The sequence below is a fragment of the Gottfriedia sp. ABJ_BB2_2 genome (assembly GCF_055484705.1).
Genome location: NZ_JBVFKR010000010.1, coordinates 98,981 through 120,569, shown reverse-complemented (window position 1 = coordinate 120,569; position 21,589 = coordinate 98,981). Strand labels below are relative to the sequence as shown.

At 34.8% G+C, this 21,589-nt stretch carries 23 protein-coding genes and 1 other annotated feature; of the genes, 3 read left to right on the top strand and 20 right to left on the bottom strand.

Translation table 11 applies throughout. The features are described 5' to 3' along the window. The 4 genes from ACX6U0_RS18100 to nadB all read right to left on the bottom strand — a co-directional run. On the bottom strand, positions 1-2,527 hold a 2,527-nt coding region (locus tag ACX6U0_RS18100), incomplete at its 3' end, for a LysM peptidoglycan-binding domain-containing protein (RefSeq protein WP_464961269.1). Between the two features lie 215 nt (positions 2,528-2,742). Further along, on the bottom strand, positions 2,743-3,852 hold the full coding sequence (nadA, locus tag ACX6U0_RS18095; RefSeq protein ID WP_464961268.1) for a quinolinate synthase NadA: 1,110 nt from the start codon (positions 3,850-3,852) through the stop codon (positions 2,743-2,745). 25 nt (positions 3,853-3,877) lie between these two features. Then, entirely contained in the window at positions 3,878-4,705 is an 828-nt protein-coding gene (gene nadC / locus ACX6U0_RS18090; protein WP_464961267.1) for a carboxylating nicotinate-nucleotide diphosphorylase, read from the bottom strand. 12 nt (positions 4,706-4,717) lie between these two features. Next, the gene (gene nadB, locus ACX6U0_RS18085; protein WP_464961266.1) at positions 4,718-6,199 is read right to left on the bottom strand and encodes an L-aspartate oxidase; all 1,482 of its coding nucleotides are present in this window, start codon (positions 6,197-6,199) and stop codon (positions 4,718-4,720) included. A gap of 139 nt (positions 6,200-6,338) precedes the next feature. Here nadB and ACX6U0_RS18080 point away from each other — a divergent pair, with 139 nt between their 5' ends. Together ACX6U0_RS18080 and ACX6U0_RS18075 are read left to right on the top strand one after the other, a co-directional pair. Beyond that, complete coding sequence (locus ACX6U0_RS18080) at positions 6,339-7,490, top strand: IscS subfamily cysteine desulfurase (RefSeq protein ID WP_464961265.1); 1,152 nt, start codon at positions 6,339-6,341, stop codon at positions 7,488-7,490. After that, on the top strand, positions 7,487-8,026 hold the full coding sequence (locus ACX6U0_RS18075) for a 3H domain-containing protein (protein ID WP_464961264.1): 540 nt from the start codon (positions 7,487-7,489) through the stop codon (positions 8,024-8,026). The genes ACX6U0_RS18080 and ACX6U0_RS18075 overlap by 4 nt, the downstream gene beginning before the upstream one ends. 35 nt (positions 8,027-8,061) lie before the next feature. Here ACX6U0_RS18075 and obgE read toward each other — a convergent pair whose 3' ends face one another. From obgE to ACX6U0_RS18040, 7 genes are all read right to left on the bottom strand, one after another. Then, positions 8,062-9,348: a GTPase ObgE gene (gene obgE, locus ACX6U0_RS18070; protein ID WP_464961263.1), complete on the bottom strand. Its 1,287-nt coding sequence runs from the start codon at positions 9,346-9,348 to the stop codon at positions 8,062-8,064. 14 nt (positions 9,349-9,362) lie between these two features. After that, the gene (locus ACX6U0_RS18065) at positions 9,363-9,905 is read right to left on the bottom strand and encodes a Spo0B C-terminal domain-containing protein (RefSeq protein ID WP_464961262.1); all 543 of its coding nucleotides are present in this window, start codon (positions 9,903-9,905) and stop codon (positions 9,363-9,365) included. 238 nt (positions 9,906-10,143) lie between these two features. Next, complete coding sequence (rpmA, locus tag ACX6U0_RS18060) at positions 10,144-10,434, bottom strand: 50S ribosomal protein L27 (protein ID WP_464961261.1); 291 nt, start codon at positions 10,432-10,434, stop codon at positions 10,144-10,146. Between the two features lie 16 nt (positions 10,435-10,450). After that, entirely contained in the window at positions 10,451-10,786 is a 336-nt protein-coding gene (locus tag ACX6U0_RS18055; RefSeq protein WP_464961260.1) for a ribosomal-processing cysteine protease Prp, read from the bottom strand. A 9-nt stretch (positions 10,787-10,795) separates the two neighbouring features. Continuing rightward, positions 10,796-11,104: a 50S ribosomal protein L21 gene (gene rplU, locus ACX6U0_RS18050; RefSeq protein WP_088004124.1), complete on the bottom strand. Its 309-nt coding sequence runs from the start codon at positions 11,102-11,104 to the stop codon at positions 10,796-10,798. 14 nt (positions 11,105-11,118) lie between these two features. Beyond that, positions 11,119-11,192: a sequence feature (ribosomal protein L21 leader region), on the bottom strand. A 77-nt stretch (positions 11,193-11,269) separates the two neighbouring features. Then, positions 11,270-12,709, bottom strand: coding sequence for an Rne/Rng family ribonuclease (locus tag ACX6U0_RS18045; RefSeq protein WP_464961259.1), 1,440 nt, complete (start codon positions 12,707-12,709; stop codon positions 11,270-11,272). Positions 12,710-12,842: 133 nt separating this feature from the next. Continuing rightward, positions 12,843-13,145: a hypothetical protein gene (locus ACX6U0_RS18040; RefSeq protein ID WP_464961258.1), complete on the bottom strand. Its 303-nt coding sequence runs from the start codon at positions 13,143-13,145 to the stop codon at positions 12,843-12,845. A gap of 526 nt (positions 13,146-13,671) precedes the next feature. Here ACX6U0_RS18040 and ACX6U0_RS18035 point away from each other — a divergent pair. Beyond that, on the top strand, positions 13,672-13,827 hold the full coding sequence (locus ACX6U0_RS18035) for a hypothetical protein (RefSeq protein WP_464961257.1): 156 nt from the start codon (positions 13,672-13,674) through the stop codon (positions 13,825-13,827). 248 nt (positions 13,828-14,075) lie between these two features. Here the strand turns inward: ACX6U0_RS18035 and ACX6U0_RS18030 are convergent, their stop codons facing one another. The 9 genes from ACX6U0_RS18030 to ACX6U0_RS17990 all read right to left on the bottom strand — a co-directional run bounded on the left by ACX6U0_RS18030 (position 14,076) and on the right by ACX6U0_RS17990 (position 21,294). Next, positions 14,076-14,936: a site-2 protease family protein gene (locus ACX6U0_RS18030; RefSeq protein WP_464961256.1), complete on the bottom strand. Its 861-nt coding sequence runs from the start codon at positions 14,934-14,936 to the stop codon at positions 14,076-14,078. Further along, positions 14,929-15,699: a peptidoglycan DD-metalloendopeptidase family protein gene (locus tag ACX6U0_RS18025; protein ID WP_464961255.1), complete on the bottom strand. Its 771-nt coding sequence runs from the start codon at positions 15,697-15,699 to the stop codon at positions 14,929-14,931. Before ACX6U0_RS18025 ends, ACX6U0_RS18030 begins: the two co-directional genes overlap by 8 nt. Before the next feature lie 98 nt (positions 15,700-15,797). Continuing rightward, positions 15,798-16,592, bottom strand: coding sequence for a septum site-determining protein MinD (gene minD / locus ACX6U0_RS18020; protein ID WP_464961254.1), 795 nt, complete (start codon positions 16,590-16,592; stop codon positions 15,798-15,800). A gap of 2 nt (positions 16,593-16,594) precedes the next feature. Continuing rightward, positions 16,595-17,281 (bottom strand): septum site-determining protein MinC, encoded by a 687-nt coding sequence (minC, locus tag ACX6U0_RS18015; protein WP_464961272.1) that lies wholly within the window; start codon positions 17,279-17,281, stop codon positions 16,595-16,597. 47 nt (positions 17,282-17,328) lie between these two features. Continuing rightward, entirely contained in the window at positions 17,329-17,847 is a 519-nt protein-coding gene (mreD, locus tag ACX6U0_RS18010) for a rod shape-determining protein MreD (protein WP_464961253.1), read from the bottom strand. Positions 17,848-17,854: 7 nt separating this feature from the next. Continuing rightward, positions 17,855-18,706 (bottom strand): rod shape-determining protein MreC, encoded by an 852-nt coding sequence (mreC, locus tag ACX6U0_RS18005; RefSeq protein ID WP_464961252.1) that lies wholly within the window; start codon positions 18,704-18,706, stop codon positions 17,855-17,857. A 154-nt stretch (positions 18,707-18,860) separates the two neighbouring features. Beyond that, positions 18,861-19,892: a rod shape-determining protein gene (locus tag ACX6U0_RS18000; protein ID WP_464961251.1), complete on the bottom strand. Its 1,032-nt coding sequence runs from the start codon at positions 19,890-19,892 to the stop codon at positions 18,861-18,863. A 133-nt stretch (positions 19,893-20,025) separates the two neighbouring features. After that, on the bottom strand, positions 20,026-20,712 hold the full coding sequence (gene radC, locus ACX6U0_RS17995) for a RadC family protein (RefSeq protein ID WP_464961250.1): 687 nt from the start codon (positions 20,710-20,712) through the stop codon (positions 20,026-20,028). 21 nt (positions 20,713-20,733) lie between these two features. After that, a complete protein-coding gene (locus ACX6U0_RS17990) occupies positions 20,734-21,294 on the bottom strand; it encodes a Maf family protein (RefSeq protein ID WP_464961249.1) in 561 nt (186 codons plus the stop codon). Between the last annotated feature and the right edge of the window lie 295 nt (positions 21,295-21,589).

Here is a 21,589-nt window from a genome sequence, read left to right as displayed (position 1 = left end):
ATGCTGGCAATGTTTGTGGGAAGTTTTCATTTGGTCCCATATATGCTGGCAATGTTTGTGGGAAGTTTTCATTTGGTCCCATATATGCTGGCAATGTTTGTGGGAAGTTTTCATTTGGTCCCATATATGCTGGCAATGTTTGTGGGAAGTTTTCATTTGGTCCCATATACGCCGGTAATGTTTGTGGGAAGTTTTCATTTGGTCCCATATATGCCGGTAATGTTTGTGGGAAGTTTTCATTTGGTCCCATATATGCCGGTAATGTTTGTGGGAAGTTCTCATTTGGTCCCATATACGCCGGTAATGTTTGTGGGAAATTATTATTCGGTCCCATATATGCCGGTAATGTTTGTGGGAAATTATTATTTGGTCCATAAAATGCTGGCAATGTTTGCGCGTTATTTGGTCCCATATAAGCTGGTAATGTTTGTGAATTATTTGGTCCATAAAACGCCGGTAACGTCTGCGCATTAGGTGCCGGGATCGGAGCTGGGATTGGCGCTGGAATCGGTGCAGGGATTGGTGCTGGTAATGGAGTTGGCACAGTCGGTACTCCCCCAGCTATCGGTTGTTGTGTTGCTGGTCCCGCAGCAGTAACTCCTGGAATCATAGGCATTTGCCCAAAACTTGGGAATGTAGGTACAGCTCCTCCTGCACCTTCGCCTCTACCTGGATAAAATGGATAATTCTCATTTGGACCATAATATGCTGGTAATGTTTGTGGCGCATTTGGTCCATAATATGCTGGTAATGTTTGTGGCGCATTTGGACCATAATATGCTGGCAATGTTTGTGGTGCGTTCGGTCCCATATATGCCGGCAATGTTTGTGGGAAGTTTTCATTTGGTCCCATATATGCCGGTAATGTTTGTGGGAAGTTTTCATTTGGTCCCATATATGCCGGTAATGTTTGTGGGAAGTTTTCGTTTGGTCCCATATATGCTGGTAATGTTTGTGGGAAGTTTTCGTTTGGTCCCATATATGCCGGTAATGTTTGTGGGAAGTTTTCGTTTGGTCCCATATATGCTGGTAATGTTTGTGGGAAGTTTTCGTTTGGTCCCATATATGCTGGTAATGTTTGTGCCGCATTTGGTCCTTCAAACGCCGGCAATGTTTGTGCTGCATTTGAGTTTGGTCCCATATACGCTGGCAATGTTTGTGCTGCATTTGAATTTGGTCCTGAGTACGCTGGCAATGTTTGTGCTGCATTTGAGTTTGGTCCTGTATATGCTGGCAATGTTTGCGCCTTATTTCCTGTTTGAATTGGAGATACTTGTTGATTTGGTTTTCCTGTTTGAACCGGCGATACTTGTTGATTTGGTTTTCCTGTTTGGACCGGTGAGACTTGTTGATTTGGTTTTCCTGTTTGGACCGGTGATACTTGCTGATTTGGTTTTCCAGCTTGGATAGGTGATACTTGTTGGTTTGGTTTTCCTGTTTGGACCGGCGACAATTGCTGATTTGGTTTTCCTGTTTGGACTGGAGACACTTGTTGATTTGGTTTTCCTGTTTGAATAGGCGATACTTGAACATTTGGCTTTCCCGTTTGAATAGGAGATACTTGTTGGTTTGGTTTTCCTGTTTGGACCGGCGAAACTTGTTGATTTGGTTTTCCTGTTTGGACCGGCGAAACTTGTTGATTTGGTTTTCCTGTTTGGACCGGTGAAACTTGTTGATTTGGCTTTCCTGTTTGGACTGGTGATACTTGTTGGTTTGGTTTTCCTGTCTGTACAGGAGATACTTGCTGATTTGGTTTTCCTGTTTGGACCGGCGACAATTGCTGATTTGGTTTTCCTGTTTGTACAGGTGATACTTGCTGGTTTGGTTTTCCTGTTTGTACAGGTGATACTTGCTGGTTTGGTTTTCCCGTTTGTACTGGTGACACTTGTTGTTCTTTTGGATTAGATGTTGATGGAGAAACTAACGATCCTGGGAAGTAGTTGTTTTTTTCTGACATGTTTTGTCCTCCCTTGGTGTTCACTTTTAAATTACTTTCATTTATTGGTTTTTTATCTGCAACTGGCATTACAGCTTGCGGTATATTCGCATTTGGCTTTCCAGTTTGAACAGGAGATACTTGTTGTTTACTATTATTTGTTGCAGGAGATACAGTTGGTTTCGCAGGTGGAATCGGTACTTGAATAACAGGTTTTATGTTTTTAGTAGGCGAAACTTCTACATTAATATTAAATGTATTTTCAACAGGCTTAGTTGTTGGTTGGACTGCTGGCTTAGGTTGTTCAGCTACTGGTGCTGGCTGTTCTGTTACAGGTTGAACTTCTTCTTTCTCATCTAAGTCCAATTTAATACTCGTTTTTGGTTCCTTGGAAAGCTGTACCTCTTTTTGAGAACCTAAAGGTGCCTGTTTTTCTTTCATTTTTTCAGGTACTTTAATCTTCATACCTGGATAGATCATTTCAGGATTGCTTAATTGCGCATTTAATTTTACTAATTCCTCATAATCGATGTTATATTTTTGAGCAATGCTCCAAAGGGTATCGCCCTTTTGAACTATATGAATTCTCACCTTTTCCCCTCCTGACCAATTGCCTCTACGTTGGATTGTACAGTTAGTACCTCACAACAATGTATGTCTGTAAATTTGTATTTATGATTGAAGGAATTTGAAAATATATTATTAAGCTTGTATAAGTATTTACTTTTTTCTAGCTTTTTCTATAAAAAAATCATTCAGCCAAATATGACTAAATGATTTTTTTGATGAACATTTAATTTTTAAGCTTAAGCAAGTTCAAGCATTTTATCAAGCGCTTTTATTGCATCACTTGCAGTTTCTTTATCTACTGTAATAACGTTTTGAATTGTGCCTTTTTCGATATTTTCTAAAGACCATAATAAGTGCGGTAAATCGATACGATTCATCGTTAAGCATGGACACATAAAAGGATTTAGTGAAATAATTTCCTTGTCTGGATGATTTTTAATAATTCTTTGTACTAGGTTCATTTCAGTACCAATTGCCCATTTGCTGCCTGCAGGTGCAGCTTCAATTTGGTCAATAATATATTTTGTTGAACCATTATCATCACTTGCAGCTACAACTTCTCTAGAGCATTCTGGATGCACAATGATTCTCATATCAGGATGATTCTTTCTTACATTCTCAATATTTTTTACTGTGAAGTTTTCATGAACAGAACAGTGCCCCTTCCAAAGAATAACTTTGATATCTTGTATATCACCATCATATTCTAATGTATCTGTAATTGGATTCCAAATAGCCATATGTTCTAATGGTACACCTAATTCATATGCAGTATTACGCCCTAAGTGCTGATCAGGTAAAAATAAGATTCGTTCCTTTTGAGTAAATGCCCATGAAACTACTTTCTTTGCGTTCGATGATGTAACTGTCGCACCATCATTTTTACCAACAAATGCTTTAATCGCAGCTGTAGAGTTGACATAAGTTAATGGGACAATCGTATCTCCAAAAAGCTCTTGTAAAGCTATCCATGCACGATCTGTTTGATGATGGTCGGCCATATCAGCCATTGAGCAACCTGCACGCATATCTGGTAAGATAACAATTTGATCATCTTCAGTTAAAATATCCGCTGTTTCTGCCATAAAGTGTACGCCACAGAAAACTATATACTTTGCTTTTTTATTGTTTGCAGCTACTTGTGCTAATTGTAGTGAGTCACCTGTTGAATCAGAAAAAACAACTACTTCTTCTTTTTGATAATGATGACCTGGGATAAACAATTGTTCTCCAAGTCGAGCTTTTATCTCTCTAACTCTTTTTTCCATTTCTTCTGTTGATAACGTATAATATTCATCGGGAATTTGATATCCCTCGTTTTTTTGAATCATATCTAAAACGTTCATATTATTCACTCCATTCCCCTTTTACTTACAAATAGAAACTGATATCTAATGCTTTAACTGAATGAGTTAAACATCCTAATGAAATTACATCTACCCCACAATTTTGAAAGCTTGCTAAATTATCTAATGTAATTCCACCTGATGCTTCTGTTTTAATTGTTTCAGGTACTAATGTAACAAATTGTTTAATCTCATCTGGCGTTCTGTTATCAAACATGATTACATCTGCACCCGCTTCTACTGCTTCACGAACTTGGTCTTCATTCTCAGTTTCAACTTCGATTTTAATCATATGTCCAAGTCTATGACGTAGGGCCTCTACTGCATTTTTAATTGAGCCTGCGTATGCAATATGATTATCTTTTAGCATAACGGCATCATAAAGACCAAAGCGATGATTTGCACCTCCACCACATGTTACAGCGTATTTATCAAATAAACGTAATCCAGGCATCGTTTTTCTAGTATCAACGATTTTTATATGATCATCATTTAACGTTTCAACTGCGTTGGCAGTTAGTGTCGCAATTCCGCTCATTCTTTGTAGTAGATTTAACATAACTCGTTCACCAGATAATAAAACTTGTACTGGTCCCTCTACTTCTGCAATTAGTTGACCTTGTGTTACAAAGTCACCATCTGCAACATGACATGTAACTTTTATATCTTCATGTAATAATTTATAAATAACTTCAATTAAATCTGTTCCGCAAATTACTCCATTTGCTTTTGCTACAACTCTTCCTGTAGAACGTTCTTTCATTGGAAAGATATGAATTGATGATACATCGCCTTCACCAATATCTTCTAATAAAAATTGCTCAATCATTTTTTTTGCTTTTAATGTATTCAAGATATTTTCCCCCTATAAGTTAGCTGGTTCATTTACTAATTCGATAAAATGTGAGCCAATACTTTCTTTACGATTTAAAGCAGCATTAGCAACTAACTTGCCAGTAGTGATCATATTGTATATTTCTAATTCTTCTAAAGTCATCACACGAGTTTCTAATGTTTCAGAATCAAGATAGTACGTAAAATAATCGATTACTTTTGCTAAACCTTCTTCTGTTCTAACAATCCCTACGTATTTCATCATCATATCTCTAATTTCATTTTTAGTAGGTAATGTCCTAGCCCTCGGTATGTCAAAATCAATTACATGCTCCTCAATTGTCATGTAGGGTAAATTTGCTATGAATCTAGCAACTTTTTTTCCAAATACAATTCCTTCTAACAGAGAGTTACTAGCAAGTCGATTTGCGCCGTGCACACCCGTACAAGCTACTTCTCCAACTGCATATAACCCTGGGATATTTGTTTCACCATTCGTGTTCGTTTTTATCCCTCCCATATGAAAATGGGCACCAGGAACGACTGGAATGTATCCATATGCTAGATCTATTCCATTTCTTATGATATTTGATGAAATTGTTGGGAAGCGTTCTTCAAAGTTATTAATTGAGCTAATGCATAAGTATATTTCTTCTCCATTTTTCATTTCATTATAAATGGCTCTACTGACAACATCTCTTGGCGCTAAGTCTTCGAAAGGATGCATGCCCTTCATAATACGACGACCGTTCTTAGTTACTAAGTATGCACCTTCACCTCGAACAGCTTCAGAAACTAAACCTTTACATTCTCCATTTACATATAACATTGTTGGATGAAACTGAACAAATTCTAAGTCTGCCATTTCACATCCTACTCGGTATGCCATTGCAATGCCATCGCCAGTAATCCATTGATTATTTGAACTGAATTGATACATCGAGCCTATACCGCCAGTTGCTAAGAGAGTTGCATTTGCATAATACATTTTTAACTCTCCATTTTCAGCTAAGGCATAAACACCAACACATTTATCATCTTTTATCATAAAATCAATCGCCATTTCATTTTCGATTATTGTGACTTTATCTTTTATTCGGTTATAAACTGTTTCAACAAGATGTTTACCAGTCGCATCTCCACCTGCATGAAGAATTCTATTTTTACGATGTGCACCTTCTCTTCCTAGATGAAATTTCCCATTCGGATCCATATCGAATTTCATACCAAAAGAAACAAGATCTTCCATCGATTTTGTTCCACGTTTTACTAGCTCTTCTACAGCTATCTTATTATTTACATAACAACCTGCCTCAAGCGTATCTTGTTGATGTAACTCCCACGAATCATCGTCAGTCATAACTGCAGCAATTCCACCTTGCGCTAGCATTGAATTACTATCAAATATTTTTTTCTTTGTGAATAGAATCACATTTTTAGACTGACAAATTTCCTCAGCAGCCATTAAAGCAGCAATCCCACTGCCAATAATGACAACATCTGCTTTTCGCATCGTTGTCCTCCTCCATTTACACATACATCTATTTAAAATCTATCTTATTAAAAAAAAAGCTGTCTTGACACCTATATTTACATATAATTAAACTAATGACAAGAAATTTTTTTAAATTGGAAGAAAGAGGGGCTACAAAATGATTTATTTAGACTATGCTGCCACAACACCAATGAGTGAAGAAGCTCTCGAGACATTTGTATCTGCCTCTAAACATTATTTTGGGAATGAAAGAAGTTTACACGATATAGGATCCAATGCATCTCTTCTTCTTGAAGCGTGTCGAAAACAACTTGCTGGTTTTTTTAACGCTAGTCCAGCTAGCATTTACTTTACTAGTGGAGGTACTGAATCGAATATTCTTGGGATACAAACTCTTATTAAAAGCACAAAAAAAACTGGACGTCATATAGTAACGACTACTTTAGAACATTCATCCATCAGTAATTATGTAAAAGTTTTAGAAGAACAAGGCTATGAAGTTTCGTATATACCTGTTGATAAAAATGGGATTGTTTCCGTCGATTTAATCAAAAAAGCAATTCGAGATGATACAATACTGGGGATTTTTCAGCACGTTAACTCAGAAATTGGTGCAATTCAACCGATTGTAGAAATTTCTAATTTATTTAAACCATTAAATATTATGCTACACTGTGACTGTGTACAATCTTTTGGAAAATTGGAGATTAACGTTTCGGAATTAGATGTTTCAAGTATAAGTATTTCTAGCCATAAGCTTCATGGTCCTAAAGGTGTTGGAGCACTCTATATAAACCCAAAACTAACTAGTCAGCCAATTTATCCAGGTACATCTCATGAAAGTGGTATTAGACCTGGTACTGTTAACGTACCTGCTATTGCTTCTTTTGTAACAGCAGCTGGTCATATCATCCATTCAAAGAATCTTGATCAACAAAGTTACCTATCATTAAAACAAGTATTTCGTAATGAATTTAGGGAACATCAAAAATTTGTTCGTTTTGAGGGTTCTGATGATCACTGTCTTCCAAATATAATTGGAATGAGAATTATCGGTCTTGAAGGTCAATTTGTGATGTTAGAGTGCAATAGACATCAGTTTGCTATTTCAACTGGTAGTGCATGTGCTATTGGCATGCAAAAACCATCAGAGACACTGTTAGCGATTGGAAGAACTGAACATGAAGCAAAACAGTTTTTCAGGATTTCAATTGGAAAAGACACGAAAGAAGAAGATTTAACAAAACTTGCTTCAACTCTCAAATTAATCATGAAGCAAAATTTACTAACCGAGGATTTGGAAAAATGAATAAAAAACTTTTAGGTGAAGAGAGAAGGAACAAAGTCTTACAGTGGTTAAAAGAAGCAAAGAGTCCACTTTCAGGTAATTCATTGGCAAAACGTGCAAATGTAAGTCGCCAGGTTGTAGTCGGTGATATCACTTTACTAAAAGCAAAAAATGAACCTATTTTAGCAACAGCACAAGGATACGTCTATATGCATCCTGACATTGAATCAAACAAAATTCAAAAAGTGATTATTTGTCGTCACTCTAATACTGAAACAAAAAAAGAATTAGAAATATTAGTAGATCATGGCATAACGGTTAAAGATGTAATGGTTGAACACCCAGTATACGGTTATATAACTGCTCAATTACAAATTACAAACCGCTATGATATTTCAATTTTTCTTCAAAAGATGGAAAAAACTAATTCATTGCCACTTGCTAATTTAACAAATGGAATCCATCTTCACACAATAGAAGCTGAAAATGAATTGCAGCTTGAGAAGGCGTTGTCTGAATTAAAAAAAGAAGGAATTCTTGTAGATATGTCCTCATAAAAAAAGGTAAGCAATTAGATTGCTTACCTTTTTTATTAATCGATAAATTCAAATTCATACTCAGAGATTTTAACAATATCCCCGTTTTTCGCACCACGTTCACGTAATGCTTCATCAATACCCATACCACGCATTTGACGAGCAAAACGGCGAATAGATTCTTCGCGTTCAAAGTTAGTCATCTTGAATAGTTTTTCAAGCTCCTCACCTTTAACAACAAATGTTCCATCACTTTCACGTGTAATTTCAAACGTTGGTTCCTCTTTTTGATACTTATAAAGAACACGTAATGGTTTGTCTTCTGCTTCATCATGAAGTGGGAACTCAGGCGTAGATTCCACTAAATCTGCAACCGTAAATAATAATTCACGTAAACCTTGTCTAGTAACTGCAGAAATTGGGAAAATTTGCACTTCATCTCCAACTTGCTCTTTAAATTTTGCTAAGTTTTCTTCACTTTGCGGAATATCCATTTTATTTGCAACAACAACTTGTGGTCGCTCTGTTAAACGTAAATTATATTCTTTAAGCTCTTGATTAATTGTTAAGTAATCATCATACGGGTCACGACCTTCAAGACCAGACATATCAATTACATGCACAATTACACGTGTTCTTTCGATATGTCGCAGGAATTGATGTCCTAAACCAACACCTTGGTGAGCTCCTTCAATTAATCCAGGTAAGTCCGCCATAACAAAACTACGATTATCTTCTGTTTCAACAACGCCAAGATTTGGAACAATTGTTGTAAAATGGTACTCAGCAATTTTTGGACGAGCTGAACTTACAACTGATAATAAAGTCGATTTTCCAACACTTGGAAATCCAACTAAACCAACATCGGCTAATACTTTCAATTCAAGCTGAATATTACGTTCTTTACCTGGCTCACCATTTTCAGCAATTTCAGGTGCAGGATTTGCTGGAGAAGCAAAACGACTGTTTCCTCTACCTCCACGTCCTCCTCTTGCAATGATTGCTGTTTGGCCATCCATTGTAAGATCGGCAATTAATTCACCTGTATCAGCATCAGTAACGATCGTTCCAGGTGGTACCTTAACAATCATATCCTCAGCGTTTTTACCATGTTGATTTTTTGACATACCGTGTTGACCACGATCTGCTTTAAAATGACGCTTATAACGGAAGTCCATTAATGTTCTAAGTCCTTCATCTACTCTGAAAACGACATTTGCACCTTTACCACCATCGCCCCCAGCAGGACCACCTTTAGGAACATACTTTTCTCGACGGAAAGCAACCATACCGTTACCGCCGTCTCCACCTTTTACATATATCTTGACTTGATCAATAAACATATATCCACCACTCTTTATTTTTCCATTTTAAATTCTATACTGCATTCTTCTGTTTCACAAAAATATGACATCATTTGAATCTTTGAATGATCACTTGAAGACGAAACAATCCATTTAAGCATTTCTTCTTTCCTTGTTAGTTTACCTCTGAAGTCAAAAAAGAAACAAACTGTTTCATCATTTATTTCAATTGTTAAGCTAACATAATTCTCCTCATAAATATGTACCCATGATTCTAGTTTGCTTAAAAAATTTCGAATCCAATCTGTCATCATTTCATCTAAATTTTCAAGAGAACAAGGATCTCCTAAAATTTCATAATCTAGCACAATTGTCCGAGGTTTCCAATTATATGTAATAATAAATTCAGCAAAAGCTGGAATCTGTAAAGAACATATTTTAGCTTCGTTTAAGGAATCCGCAACGATCTTTGTCATCGTTTCTTCTAGCATATCCTTTTGACCTGTAGCCAAATAACCTTTAATTAATTGAATTCGATTTAACCAATCATGACGTGAATGTCTTAATACCTCAAGAACGTCCCATTTTCCCTGCATTGTACTTCTCCTATTGGTTTACTTTTTTGGTATATAAGAAGGTGATCATATAAAGAAAACTCGGCATTGATAAATCACTTAGAATGTTAAGCCGTTGTTTATCTTGTATAAAATGCTCGAGTTATTTGGAGCATATTGTTTAGAGGTTGCTTTTCTATCAAAAAAGCAAAAATTTGAAAATATGTCAAATGTACAGAAAAACTCTAACCTAAAAGGTTAGAGTTTCTAAGTTAGTTTCTTAAGCTTCTTGAGCTACAGGGTATACACTTACTTGTTTGCGGTCACGGCCTAAACGTTCGAATTTAACAACGCCATCAACTTTCGCAAATAATGTGTCATCTCCACCACGACCAACATTTACACCTGGGTAAATCTTAGTGCCGCGTTGACGGTAAAGAATTGAACCACCAGATACGAATTGTCCATCAGCACGTTTCGCACCTAGACGTTTAGAAGCTGAGTCACGACCGTTTTTTGTACTACCTACTCCCTTTTTAGAAGCAAATAATTGAAGATTTAATTTTAACATGGTTACACCTCCTGTTTTACTCGTTTATAGTGACATAATCACTGTAACTTGTTGCGATCGATTGTAAAGATACAAGCATCGCTTCAAGAATAAGTTGCGCTTTTTGCATTTCTTCATTGGTCAAATTCATTGGCAATTGATATTTCAAGATACCTTGTTTTTCATCAATATGCGTAAATGATTCTGCGTCAATGTTACAAAGAGCTTCCAGTGCATTTACTGTCCCGATTGAAACAGCTGAAATACCTGCACAAACAATGTCTGTACCGTATTCAGAAAAAAATGCATGTCCACTTATGATAAAGGAACAAATACGTCCATCTTGTAAACGTTCAATTGTTATATTAGTCATTACTTATAATTAAGCGTTGATTTTTTCGATAACAACTTTAGTGTAAGGTTGACGATGACCTTGTTTACGACGGTAGTTCTTTTTAGATTTGTATTTGAATACAAGAATCTTTTTAGCTTTACCGTTCTTTTCAACTTTAGCAGTTACAGTAGCTCCTTCAACAGTTGGGCTACCAACTTTGATGCTTTCGCCACCTACGAATAAAACTTTGTCGAATGTAACAGTGTCACCTGCGTTTGTATCAAGCTTTTCAATGTAGATTGCTTGACCTTCTTCAACTTTGATTTGTTTTCCACCAGTTTCAATAATTGCGTACATAATTGCACCTCCTCAAATAGTCTAAGACTCGCCAATGACAGGCATGCAAAAAGCATTTAATACCTGCTATGAGCGGTTGTAGCACGGGTGCGCTACAAACAATAACATTATGATGTTACCACGAGCGAATAGTTCGTGTCAACAACTATTCCGCTGTTAAACCTATTATAAATAGCTTCGTACCTCTTTTTCAGAACCTGCTCTGACAATCTCATAGTAATGGACTTTAGAAGATGTAATTTTTAGATAGATATTCATATATAACGCTTTTTCAAGTCTCTTGATATGCTGATTATTTTCCCCACTTATGTAATTTGCCACCTCACGATCACATTCTACAAGAATTGCTTCATATTCACTAGAAGATGCTTCCCAAAGAGCTCTTTCTAATTCATAAGCAATTTGTTCTGCACTTTTGATTAGTCCTGTCCCATTGCATATCAAACACTTATGATGAGTAGCTTCTATATGTGAATGAGTCGTGCGCTTTCTTGTTAGTTCAAATAATCCTAGACTTGTAAAACCAAATAACTTCGTAAATGCTCTATCATTTTGAAATGCTTCCTTTAACAATTCAGATATTCTTTTCTGTTTTTCTATAGAATGCATATTGATAAAGTCAATAATGACCATGCCACCAATGTCTCTTAGTCTCAATTGACGAGCGATTTCAGTTGCAGCAAATTGGTTTGTTTGAAAAATAGTCCCTTCTCGATTTTGTTTACCGCTGAATTTTCCAGTATTCACATCAATAACAGTCATTGCCTCAGTTTGTTCGATGATTAAAAAAGAACCATTTTTTAACCAAACAATTGATTTATATGATTTTTCGATTTGCTCTTCAATTTGATAAGCGACGAAAATATTTTCTTTGCCTTTGTAGACAGATGTCGGTACTGTCACAGGCAAATAATTTTTTATTGAAAGTAAGTCATCAACAATCATCTCGTTTATTGTATTTGCTGGGTGAAGCTTAAAAAACTTTGTATACAAAGAGTTTGCTTCCCAAACACAATTCACTTTTTTTGATCCTTGCTTTGCAATTGAAGTATACAGAGTTTGAAATTGATTTAACTCGTTCAAAATCTCTTCATTACTTGTATTTTCACTCGAAGATCTAAAAATTACCCCTTCGTTACCACTCGTATTTTCTCTACCTAAAGAATATAGTTTATTACGAATTGCTTCTTTTTTTATTTTATTTGAAACCGCAACTTGTTTTGTTAGCGGAAGATAAACAACATAGTCACCAGAAAATTCTAGATTATTTGTTAGCTTAGGTCCTTTTTCATCAAAGGCATCCTTTATGACTTGAACAAGAATATACTGACCTTTTTGAAATGTTTTTCGAAGAGCTTCACCTGATTGATCAGGATTTTCTTTTCCTTCAAATGTATCTTCAAACCTCATAAATCCATTTTTTTGTAAGCCGACATCAACAAATATCGCATTTAACTTTGGCAATACATCCTGTACTTGACCAATATAAATATTACCTACAAATGAACTTGTATCTGCTGATGAATACCACTCAACCAATAGATCATCTTCAACTACTGCTATTCGTTTTTCTGAATGTTTAACATTCATAATGACTTTCTTCAATTTCATCTTCCTTACGTTCTATAATACTTCTCATTTTATTCATTCCTTATAAAAAAAGCCAGTTAAGTATTATTTGGCTCTAAAATCCCACAAGAAAAAACACCACATACTTGTGGTGTTTATCTAAAAACAATTACTCATCACGTTTATCTTTATCAGTCATATCTTTTGGATCTTCTATGATATCTTCTGGATCAGGATCATTATCATTTTCATCATCACGCAGTAGATTATCGTCTTCATCTACCCCTGGTGCATTCATATCATTATCTCTTATATCATCTCTAACATCATTTCTTAAATTTCTTACATCATCGTCTCTATATACATCATCATTATTTAAATCCACATCATTCATATCGTTTTCGTAATTTACAGGAGTATTCATGTTTCTTCGATTTACATCATCTCGATCATCATTTGCATTACAACCCATTAAAATCACAGAAGATAAAAATGCACTAGTTAAAACAAGATATATTTTTCTATTCATAATCATGTCCTTTCACAAACAAATTCTTTAAGCAGTAACGCCTTATTGCATTAATTATTATCTCTATTTCAAGTACCCCTATTCGTACCAAATACATTTGGAAGAACTGGTATAAAAAGGTTTTTAGAGAAATAAAAAAGCCACTTAAAATAAGTGGCATGTTCTCTTTTGTGATTATAAAAATTGATCAAGGATAGTACGCATAAGGTTAGCCTATAAGGTCTTATTGATAATTTTTCCGAATTTATATTTTTTTCTAATGGTTATTACTTTTAAAGAAAAAGTTTGCAAAGGAAGGTTGTTTATTTTTATGGAACTATCTAAAGCTCAGACCATCGGAAGCGCGAACATTTATTGAGGCCATGCACACGCCCAGTGGAAATCAAGCGGAATTTTTTTGTTCTTAAAAGATTTTAAAACGCACTTTCATCTTCTGAACATGATTGCAACGCAAGGATGCTCGACTCCTATGGGAGCTGCAGGTCAGCTGACCCCGGAAGCTCGCCAAGGAGCCTCAGCCTGCCCCATGGAAAGCAAGCATCTTGGAGAGGAAATCAAGCGTAATTCTTTTTATTTTTTTGTTCTTAAAAATTTTTTAAAACGCAACCTCATTATCAGAACATGATTGCAACGGAAGGATGCTCGACTCCTATGGGAGCTATGGGACAGCTGAGACCCCGGAGGAGGCCCACAGGATGTGGGTCATGCATGCGTTACGACAGGACGTCGTGATTTTAGCATGCCTACCTTTTTCCAGGAGGCTCAGTGCCCACCCCATGGAAAGCGAGCATCCTGGAGTGGAAATCAAGCGCAATTTTTTTATTATTTGTTCTTAAAAGATTTTAAAACACACTTTCATCATCGCCTTATTCTTTAACTGATCAACTCTTCAAGAGAATAAGTTGCTTTTTTCTCCGTAAAATAAGCATGTAATAACTCATTCTCATCAAGCATCTGTTGGTTTTTCTTATCAACATTAAAAACAACATTATACTTATAACCTTTATGAAAATTAGAAAACACCTGAAAAAGCTTTGTCTCCTTCGTTAACGAAATTGATTTAATTTTCTGGATATACTGTTCATTTCCATAAAAACGTTCCATAAGAAAACGAATTGCAACAAAATGTCTATTCTTCCACTCAATCCATAAAGAAACATATAAAAACAACAAACAAGCCCAGATTGTAATATTAATTGGCTGGATCACTAACGTTATAATCGTAGCAATAGATAAAAATAAAAATGAAGAGTAAAGACTATATTGATGTGCCTTAACAAATGGGAAAATTAAAGAAAACAACTGATTCATAAATTTCCCACCATCTAACGGCCAAATAGGTAATAAATTAAAACACAAAATACTCACATTATAACCAATAAAAAGTGAATATAAATTTTCAGGGATATAATTCAATTCAAATAAAATCTTTGCAATCACAAATAATGTTACATGTTGAATTGGACCTGAAATGGTTACTATGAACTCCTCTAAAATCGGTCGATTTCCATGTTCATCTAAATCAACAACACCACCAAATGGTAATAACGTGATTTTATTAATTCTCCAATTAAAACTAGTTGCTGCGATTGCGTGTCCTAATTCATGGCAGAAGATAATAATTGATATAAATAAAACCGACCAAAAATTTGCAGTTAGAATACCAATACATGCAATTAATAAATAAAGTGGATGTAGTGTAATCTTTGAAGCAAGTTTTATCCATTTATTCAAAAGATATCACCTTTTTCGGGTCAATAAATTTTTCACCCATTTTGATTGCGAAGTAATATGTCCCAAAATTACCATCCTCATCTGGAGTCACAGTACCTAATACCTTCTTACTATCGACTCTTTCCATATACTTAACATTAGTTGAACTTAATTTACCGTACCAAGATTCAGATCCATCGGCATGTTGTACAATAACCGTTTGTCCTAAATCATCCTTTTCTCCAACAAAAATTACATTTCCACCTTCAATCGCTTCTACTTTTTGATTTAATTCAGTTTGGATTAATATACCTTGTCCGTCCGTTTTAAAGCTTTGAAGTACTTTTCCACTTGCTGGAACACCATAATCTACACTATCAACCGTTGCCTTTTTATTATTTAATTGTGGTAAGAAGGCAATAGGAGACCCGAATCGATCTTCATACCATTTTTGGATTGAAGCAAATTGAAATTCGCTATTATACACTTTAGATAGTCCAGTTCTTACTTCAGAAGCAATTGGTGAATTACTTTTTAAGATGATTGCTAATCCTAAAACAATAACGGCACTTAATAAGCTTCTAAATAAAAATGTGGAATGATTCATTATTTTTTTACCTTGTTGCTCAACTAAATCATCATAAGAATACGTGTACCCGTCCTCAGTGGTTTGTGCTTCATTTAGAGGGAATTTTGTCATCATTTGATTTGGATGACCCCATTTATCCTCTTGTTCACGCCTTTTAGCAATTCTTTTTCGAATATCATCTACGCGCTTACTCAAAGTGTCACCTCTTTTCACAGTCTTGTTAATTCAACTATATGAGAATGATGGACAACTTATGAGTAAAAAGAAAAACACTTCGTTATAATAACGAAGTGTTAACGGATACCGAATAATTTTTTAACTTTAAAGAATATACTCTTTTCTGCTTCTAGTGATTGTAATGGTACTGATTCACCTAACACTCTTCTTGCTATATTTCTATAGGCAATAGAAGCTTTAGAGTTTGGATTCATTGCGACTGGTTCACCACTATTTGTGGCTTTAATGACATTTTCGTCATCTTGAACAATTCCAATTAAATCAACAGCTAATGTAGACGTAATATCATCTACATCCAAGCTATCACCATTTTCCATCATATGGCTTCTAATACGATTAATTACTAGTTTAGGAGGTTCGATATCCTCTTGTTCTAATAATCCAATAATACGATCTGCATCTCTAACTGAAGAAATTTCAGGTGTTGTGACAACAATCGCTTTATCTGCTCCCGCAACTGCATTTTTATAGCCTTGCTCAATTCCAGCAGGACAGTCTATCAATATATAATCATAGTCTTTTTTGAGTTCATCAACTAGCACTTTCATTTGTTCAGGAGTAACAGCTGTTTTATCACTCGTTTGAGCAGCAGGTAATAAGTATAAGCACTCAAATCGTTTGTCTTTGATTAATGCTTGATGCGTTTTACAACGACCTTCTACAACGTCAACTAAATCATAGACGATACGATTTTCTAATCCCATGACAACATCTAAGTTTCGTAGGCCAATATCGGTGTCAATTAAACATACTTTTTTACCAAACATTGCTAAAGCTGTTCCTAAATTTGCTGATGTCGTTGTTTTACCAACTCCACCTTTACCAGATGTAATTACTATAGCCTCTCCCACAGTTACATCATGCCCCTTTCTAACCTTGTCAAACTAGGTCTAAGATGAGTGAGAAATTGAATACGATCGACAATGATATGGTTATCTTCATTTATGTATGCACATTCCATTTCATTGCCTTCTTCACCATAATGATCTGGTGCTCTGTTCATTATGCTGCAAATTCTCAACTGCATTGGTTTCATTATAGATGCTGCAATTACTGCCTCTTTATTGCCATTATAACCAGCATGAGCAGTTCCTCGAAGCGCACCCATAATAAAGATATTTCCACCTGCAATAACAGTTCCACCCGGATTAACATCACCGATTAACAGTAAATCACCTTTTACTTGGAGAACTTGACCAGATCTTACCATTCTGCAAATAGGAACAATTTCTTCCCTTTTTAACCATTCAATCGCTTCCTGTTTCGAAACAACATTACTATCTATTGATTCAACTACAAGATTTTTCTTTTTACGAACGATAGATCGTATGATTTCATCTTGTTCGGGAGATAAGAAGCGATTTCCAATTTTTAATCGGACTGCAATTAATGGACGATCATTGCTCTCAAACAAGTGGGTAGACAGTCTTTCTTCAATTTCATCTACTAAAATCTGAAAAGAACATGTATCATCGAGGTGCAGTGTTAGACCATCTTTTGTTCCTTTTATTGTAACATATTGTTGCCTCTGTTCCATGATAAGTGTTCACCCCGAATGTATAATTCGACATGCACTCAAAAAATCCTTTATTTTTCCTCATTATTTTCACTAATTGTTCTTAATAATGATGACAGAGGAAATGCAAAAATTAATATAAAGAGTGCATTCAGTAATAATGTCGGAAATAATCGATGGTTTATGAAGTAACTATTTAACATATTTGTATATCCAAATAGAATATTTAATCCATAAACTAAGTATTCTAAAGCAATTGTCCAAATCAGAACTAAAATGCTTCTAATAAATAAATTAGCATAAAGTATTTTCATTGCTTGGCTTATTAAAAATATAAAAAAAGGAAAAGCCGCTAAATAAATTCCAATAATTTCTGTGTACACAATATCATAGATTACGCCAAATATAACGCCATATATTAGTGCTTTCTTCGGATTATAATATAATGTCATAAATAATAATCCAAAAAACAGAAAATGTGGTACGATAATCCCCTTTTCACCTAGTAGTGTTGGGGACACGTTTGAAACATAAATATTTTCTAATATAAAAAGAAGTGATAGAAGAAGAGGTAAAACATACTTACTCATCTACTTTCTACTCTCCTTTCTGTACGTCAATGGTGCGTTTAACGACAATGACATGGTTAATATCATTAAAATCTGCCTGTGGTTTAATATAAGCAGTCTGAGTTAACCCATGTTCATCTGGTTCAACTTCTTCAACTTTCCCGATGACTAAAGTTTTCGGAAAAACTCCGCCAAGACCAGAAGTCACCACAGTTTGTCCTTTTTTAACTTTTGCATTAGAAGGGATTCGTTTAAACAATAGTGTTTGTTTTTCCACATCATATCCTTCAATTAAACCAAACACTGTATTTTTCTGTTGAATTTTTGCTGAAATACGATTTGTTCGATCAGAAGCACTAAGTAATTGGACGGTAGAAGAGAATTTTGAAACGTTTTTTATTTTTCCAATTAATCCTTTTGCTGTAACAACCGCCATTTCTTTTTCAACGCCATTAGTTGACCCTTTATCGATGGTAATAATCTGCTGCCATTTATCAGGATCTCTAATTGTTACTGTCGCTTGAATTGATTCGTAATCACTTAAATCTTTTGTAGCACCAATCATTTCTTTTAATTCTTTATTTTCTTTTTCTAATTCCTTCTCACGAACAGACAGTTCTACATACTTATCAAGTTTACTCTTTAATATTTGATTTTCTTTATATGTATCTTTCAAATCCGAAATATTATTAAAGAAACCCGCAATATATTGTGCGGGTTTATTAAATACTTTTTCAGTCAAACTTACTGTATCTTTAATAAACTGCTCGGGAATAGAAAGGTTTCTGTTATTTCTTAATGAATAACCTAGAAGTGCCACCAATAATATAATAGCAGCCAAGACAATCATTAAACGTTTATTTTGAAAAAATTGTGGCATCCTGACACCCTCTTATAGCAATTCAGCTTCATTTTTAAAAGATTTCATGCGTATAATCCTCACCAAAAACAGTGAGGATTACACATATTACTAATACTTTTTCTTATTATTTAATTACAATCTTTAGACAAAATTAGTTGTTATTCAAATTAAATTATCTGTAATTTGAAGAATAATTCTTTTTGAAAATATCTATGTTGTCTAATGCTTTACCTGTACCAATTGCAACACAATCAAGTGGATCTTCTGCAACGATTACAGGCATATTTGTTTCTTGACTAATAACTTTATCAATATTACGTAGAAGGGCTCCTCCTCCTGTTAACACAATACCACGGTCAATAATATCAGCTGCTAATTCAGGTGGTGTTTTTTCTAATGTATTTTTTACAGATTCTACAATTGCTGTAACCGTATCACTTAATGCGCTAGCAATTTCTTCACCATAAATTGTAATTGTTTTAGGTAAACCGGAAATTAAATCTCTTCCGCGAATATCCATTTTTTCACCATTATCAGTTTTAATTGCCGATCCAATTTCAAGTTTTAATTGCTCTGCCGTACGTTCACCGATTGCCAGATTATAATTTTTCTTAATATACTGCATAATCGCATCGTCCATGTCATCTCCAGCAGTACGAATCGATTGACTAGTAACGATACCACCTAAAGAGATAATCGCAACTTCAGTTGTACCACCACCGATATCTACAACCATGCTACCAGTTGGTTCCATTACAGGCAGATTAGCTCCGATTGCTGCCGCAAATGGCTCCTCAATCAAGAACGCATCACGTGCACCTGCTTGTCTTGTTGCATCGATAACCGCTCTTTTTTCAACAGCCGTAATCCCTGATGGTACACATACCATTACATATGGTTTACGTGAGAAGAATCCGTTACTTTTTTGTGCTTGATGAATATAATGCTTCATCATCGTAGCAGTCGTTTCAAAATCAGCAATTACGCCATCTTTCATAGGTCTTGTTGCCACTACATTACCTGGTGTACGACCAATCATATTTTTTGCATCTTTACCTACAGCAACAATGTGCTTTGTATCTGTTTGCAAAGCAACAACTGATGGTTCTCTTACCACAATTCCTTTTCCTTTAACAAAAACTAAAGTATTGGCAGTACCTAAGTCTATTCCTAAATCACGTGTAAATCCGCCTAATCCTAACATATGTATCTTCCTTTCTAAAACGTACAACTTTTCATTATATTTAATGTATCTAATTATATTTTCTTATCGTTAGTAAATAACAGGTTTTTATCCATAACTTACATTATAAAACAATTAGCACTTAATGAACACCCTAAACATAACCTTTTTCTTTTAAACTGATATACTTATGTTCACCAATAATGATGTGGTCTAGTAATTCAATTCCAATTATTTTTCCACATCCAACTAATCGTTTTGTGACTTCTATATCTTCTCTACTTGGTGTAGGGTCTCCACTTGGATGATTGTGTAAACAAATTATTGAACTAGCCGATCTTCTGAAAGCCTCTTTAAAAACTTCTCGTGGATGAACAATTGAAGCATTCAAACTACCTTTAAAAATAGTTTCGCGGGCAATAATTTGATTTTTTGTATTTAAATATAGACAAATAAAATGTTCTTGTTCAAGAAATCTCATTTCATCCATCATAAATTTGGCACAATCATCAGGGCTCTTTATCACAAATCTTTCCTCAAACTGTAATCGATTGATTCTCTTCCCTAATTCGAAAGCTGCTAATAATTGTGTAGCTTTTGCTTCACCGATGCCATTAATATTTGAAATTTCTTCGATTGAAGCATTCATTAATAATCGAAGTCCATCAAATTTGTGCAATAATTGGTTAGAAATTTGTAAGACAGACTCATTCTTAGTCCCAGTTCTTAATACAATAGCAAGTAATTCTTGGGTGGACAAGCTACTCGGACCCTCTTTGATTAACCGTTCTCTCGGACGGTCATCTTTTGGAAAATCTCTAATAAGTAGAGAATTTTGCAAATAACCACCTCATTTGCCTAATTAAAAAAACAACTCATAAAGTTTTTTCTTCACTTTATTGATAGGAAGCCCCACTACAGAGAAATAATCGCCGTCTATTTTCTCTACAAATGTGCCACCAAACCCCTGAATACCATAAGATCCAGCTTTATCCATCGGTTCATTTGTATCAATATAGTCTAAGATTTCTTGATCACTTAACACACTAAATGTGATTTTCGTGCACTGATAAAAGTTTGAAGAAATCCCTTCATCTATTATTGAAACACCCGTAAATACTTCATGGGTATTTCCGGATAGCATTTTAAGCATTGCAAATGCATCCTCTTTTGATGAGGGTTTACCAAGCTTCTGATCAGCAAAAGTAACAATTGTATCAGCACCAATAACAATAGCATTAGGAAATTTTTTGTACACGTCTGCTGCCTTTTGCTCAGCTAATTTCATTACTAACTCCGAAGAATGCAAGTGTTGCTCCATAACTTCTTCAACATCACTTGTTTCAATGATAAATGGAATATTTAACATACTTAGTAGTTCTTTTCTTCGAGGAGATGCAGAGGCTAATATAAGTTTTTTCATTTCATTCACCTATTATTTGTTTTTAAAAGGAAGGATACAACTCCATCCTACCTAGATACCCACTATAACACAAATTAGTAAAAAACACTTTTCGACTTTCATTCGTTAATAAAATGTAATAAAAATGAAAGAATTGCTATTTATTAAAATACCCTAAACATAAAAAATTCATTTTTCATATGTAAGCGGATTAATTTTAAACAGATTTCTTTGAAGTACTTATCCTATCTATTATAGAGGTAACTCTTCATTTTCATTAAAAAGGTTAAAATCTTTTCATTTCAAACTTTACACA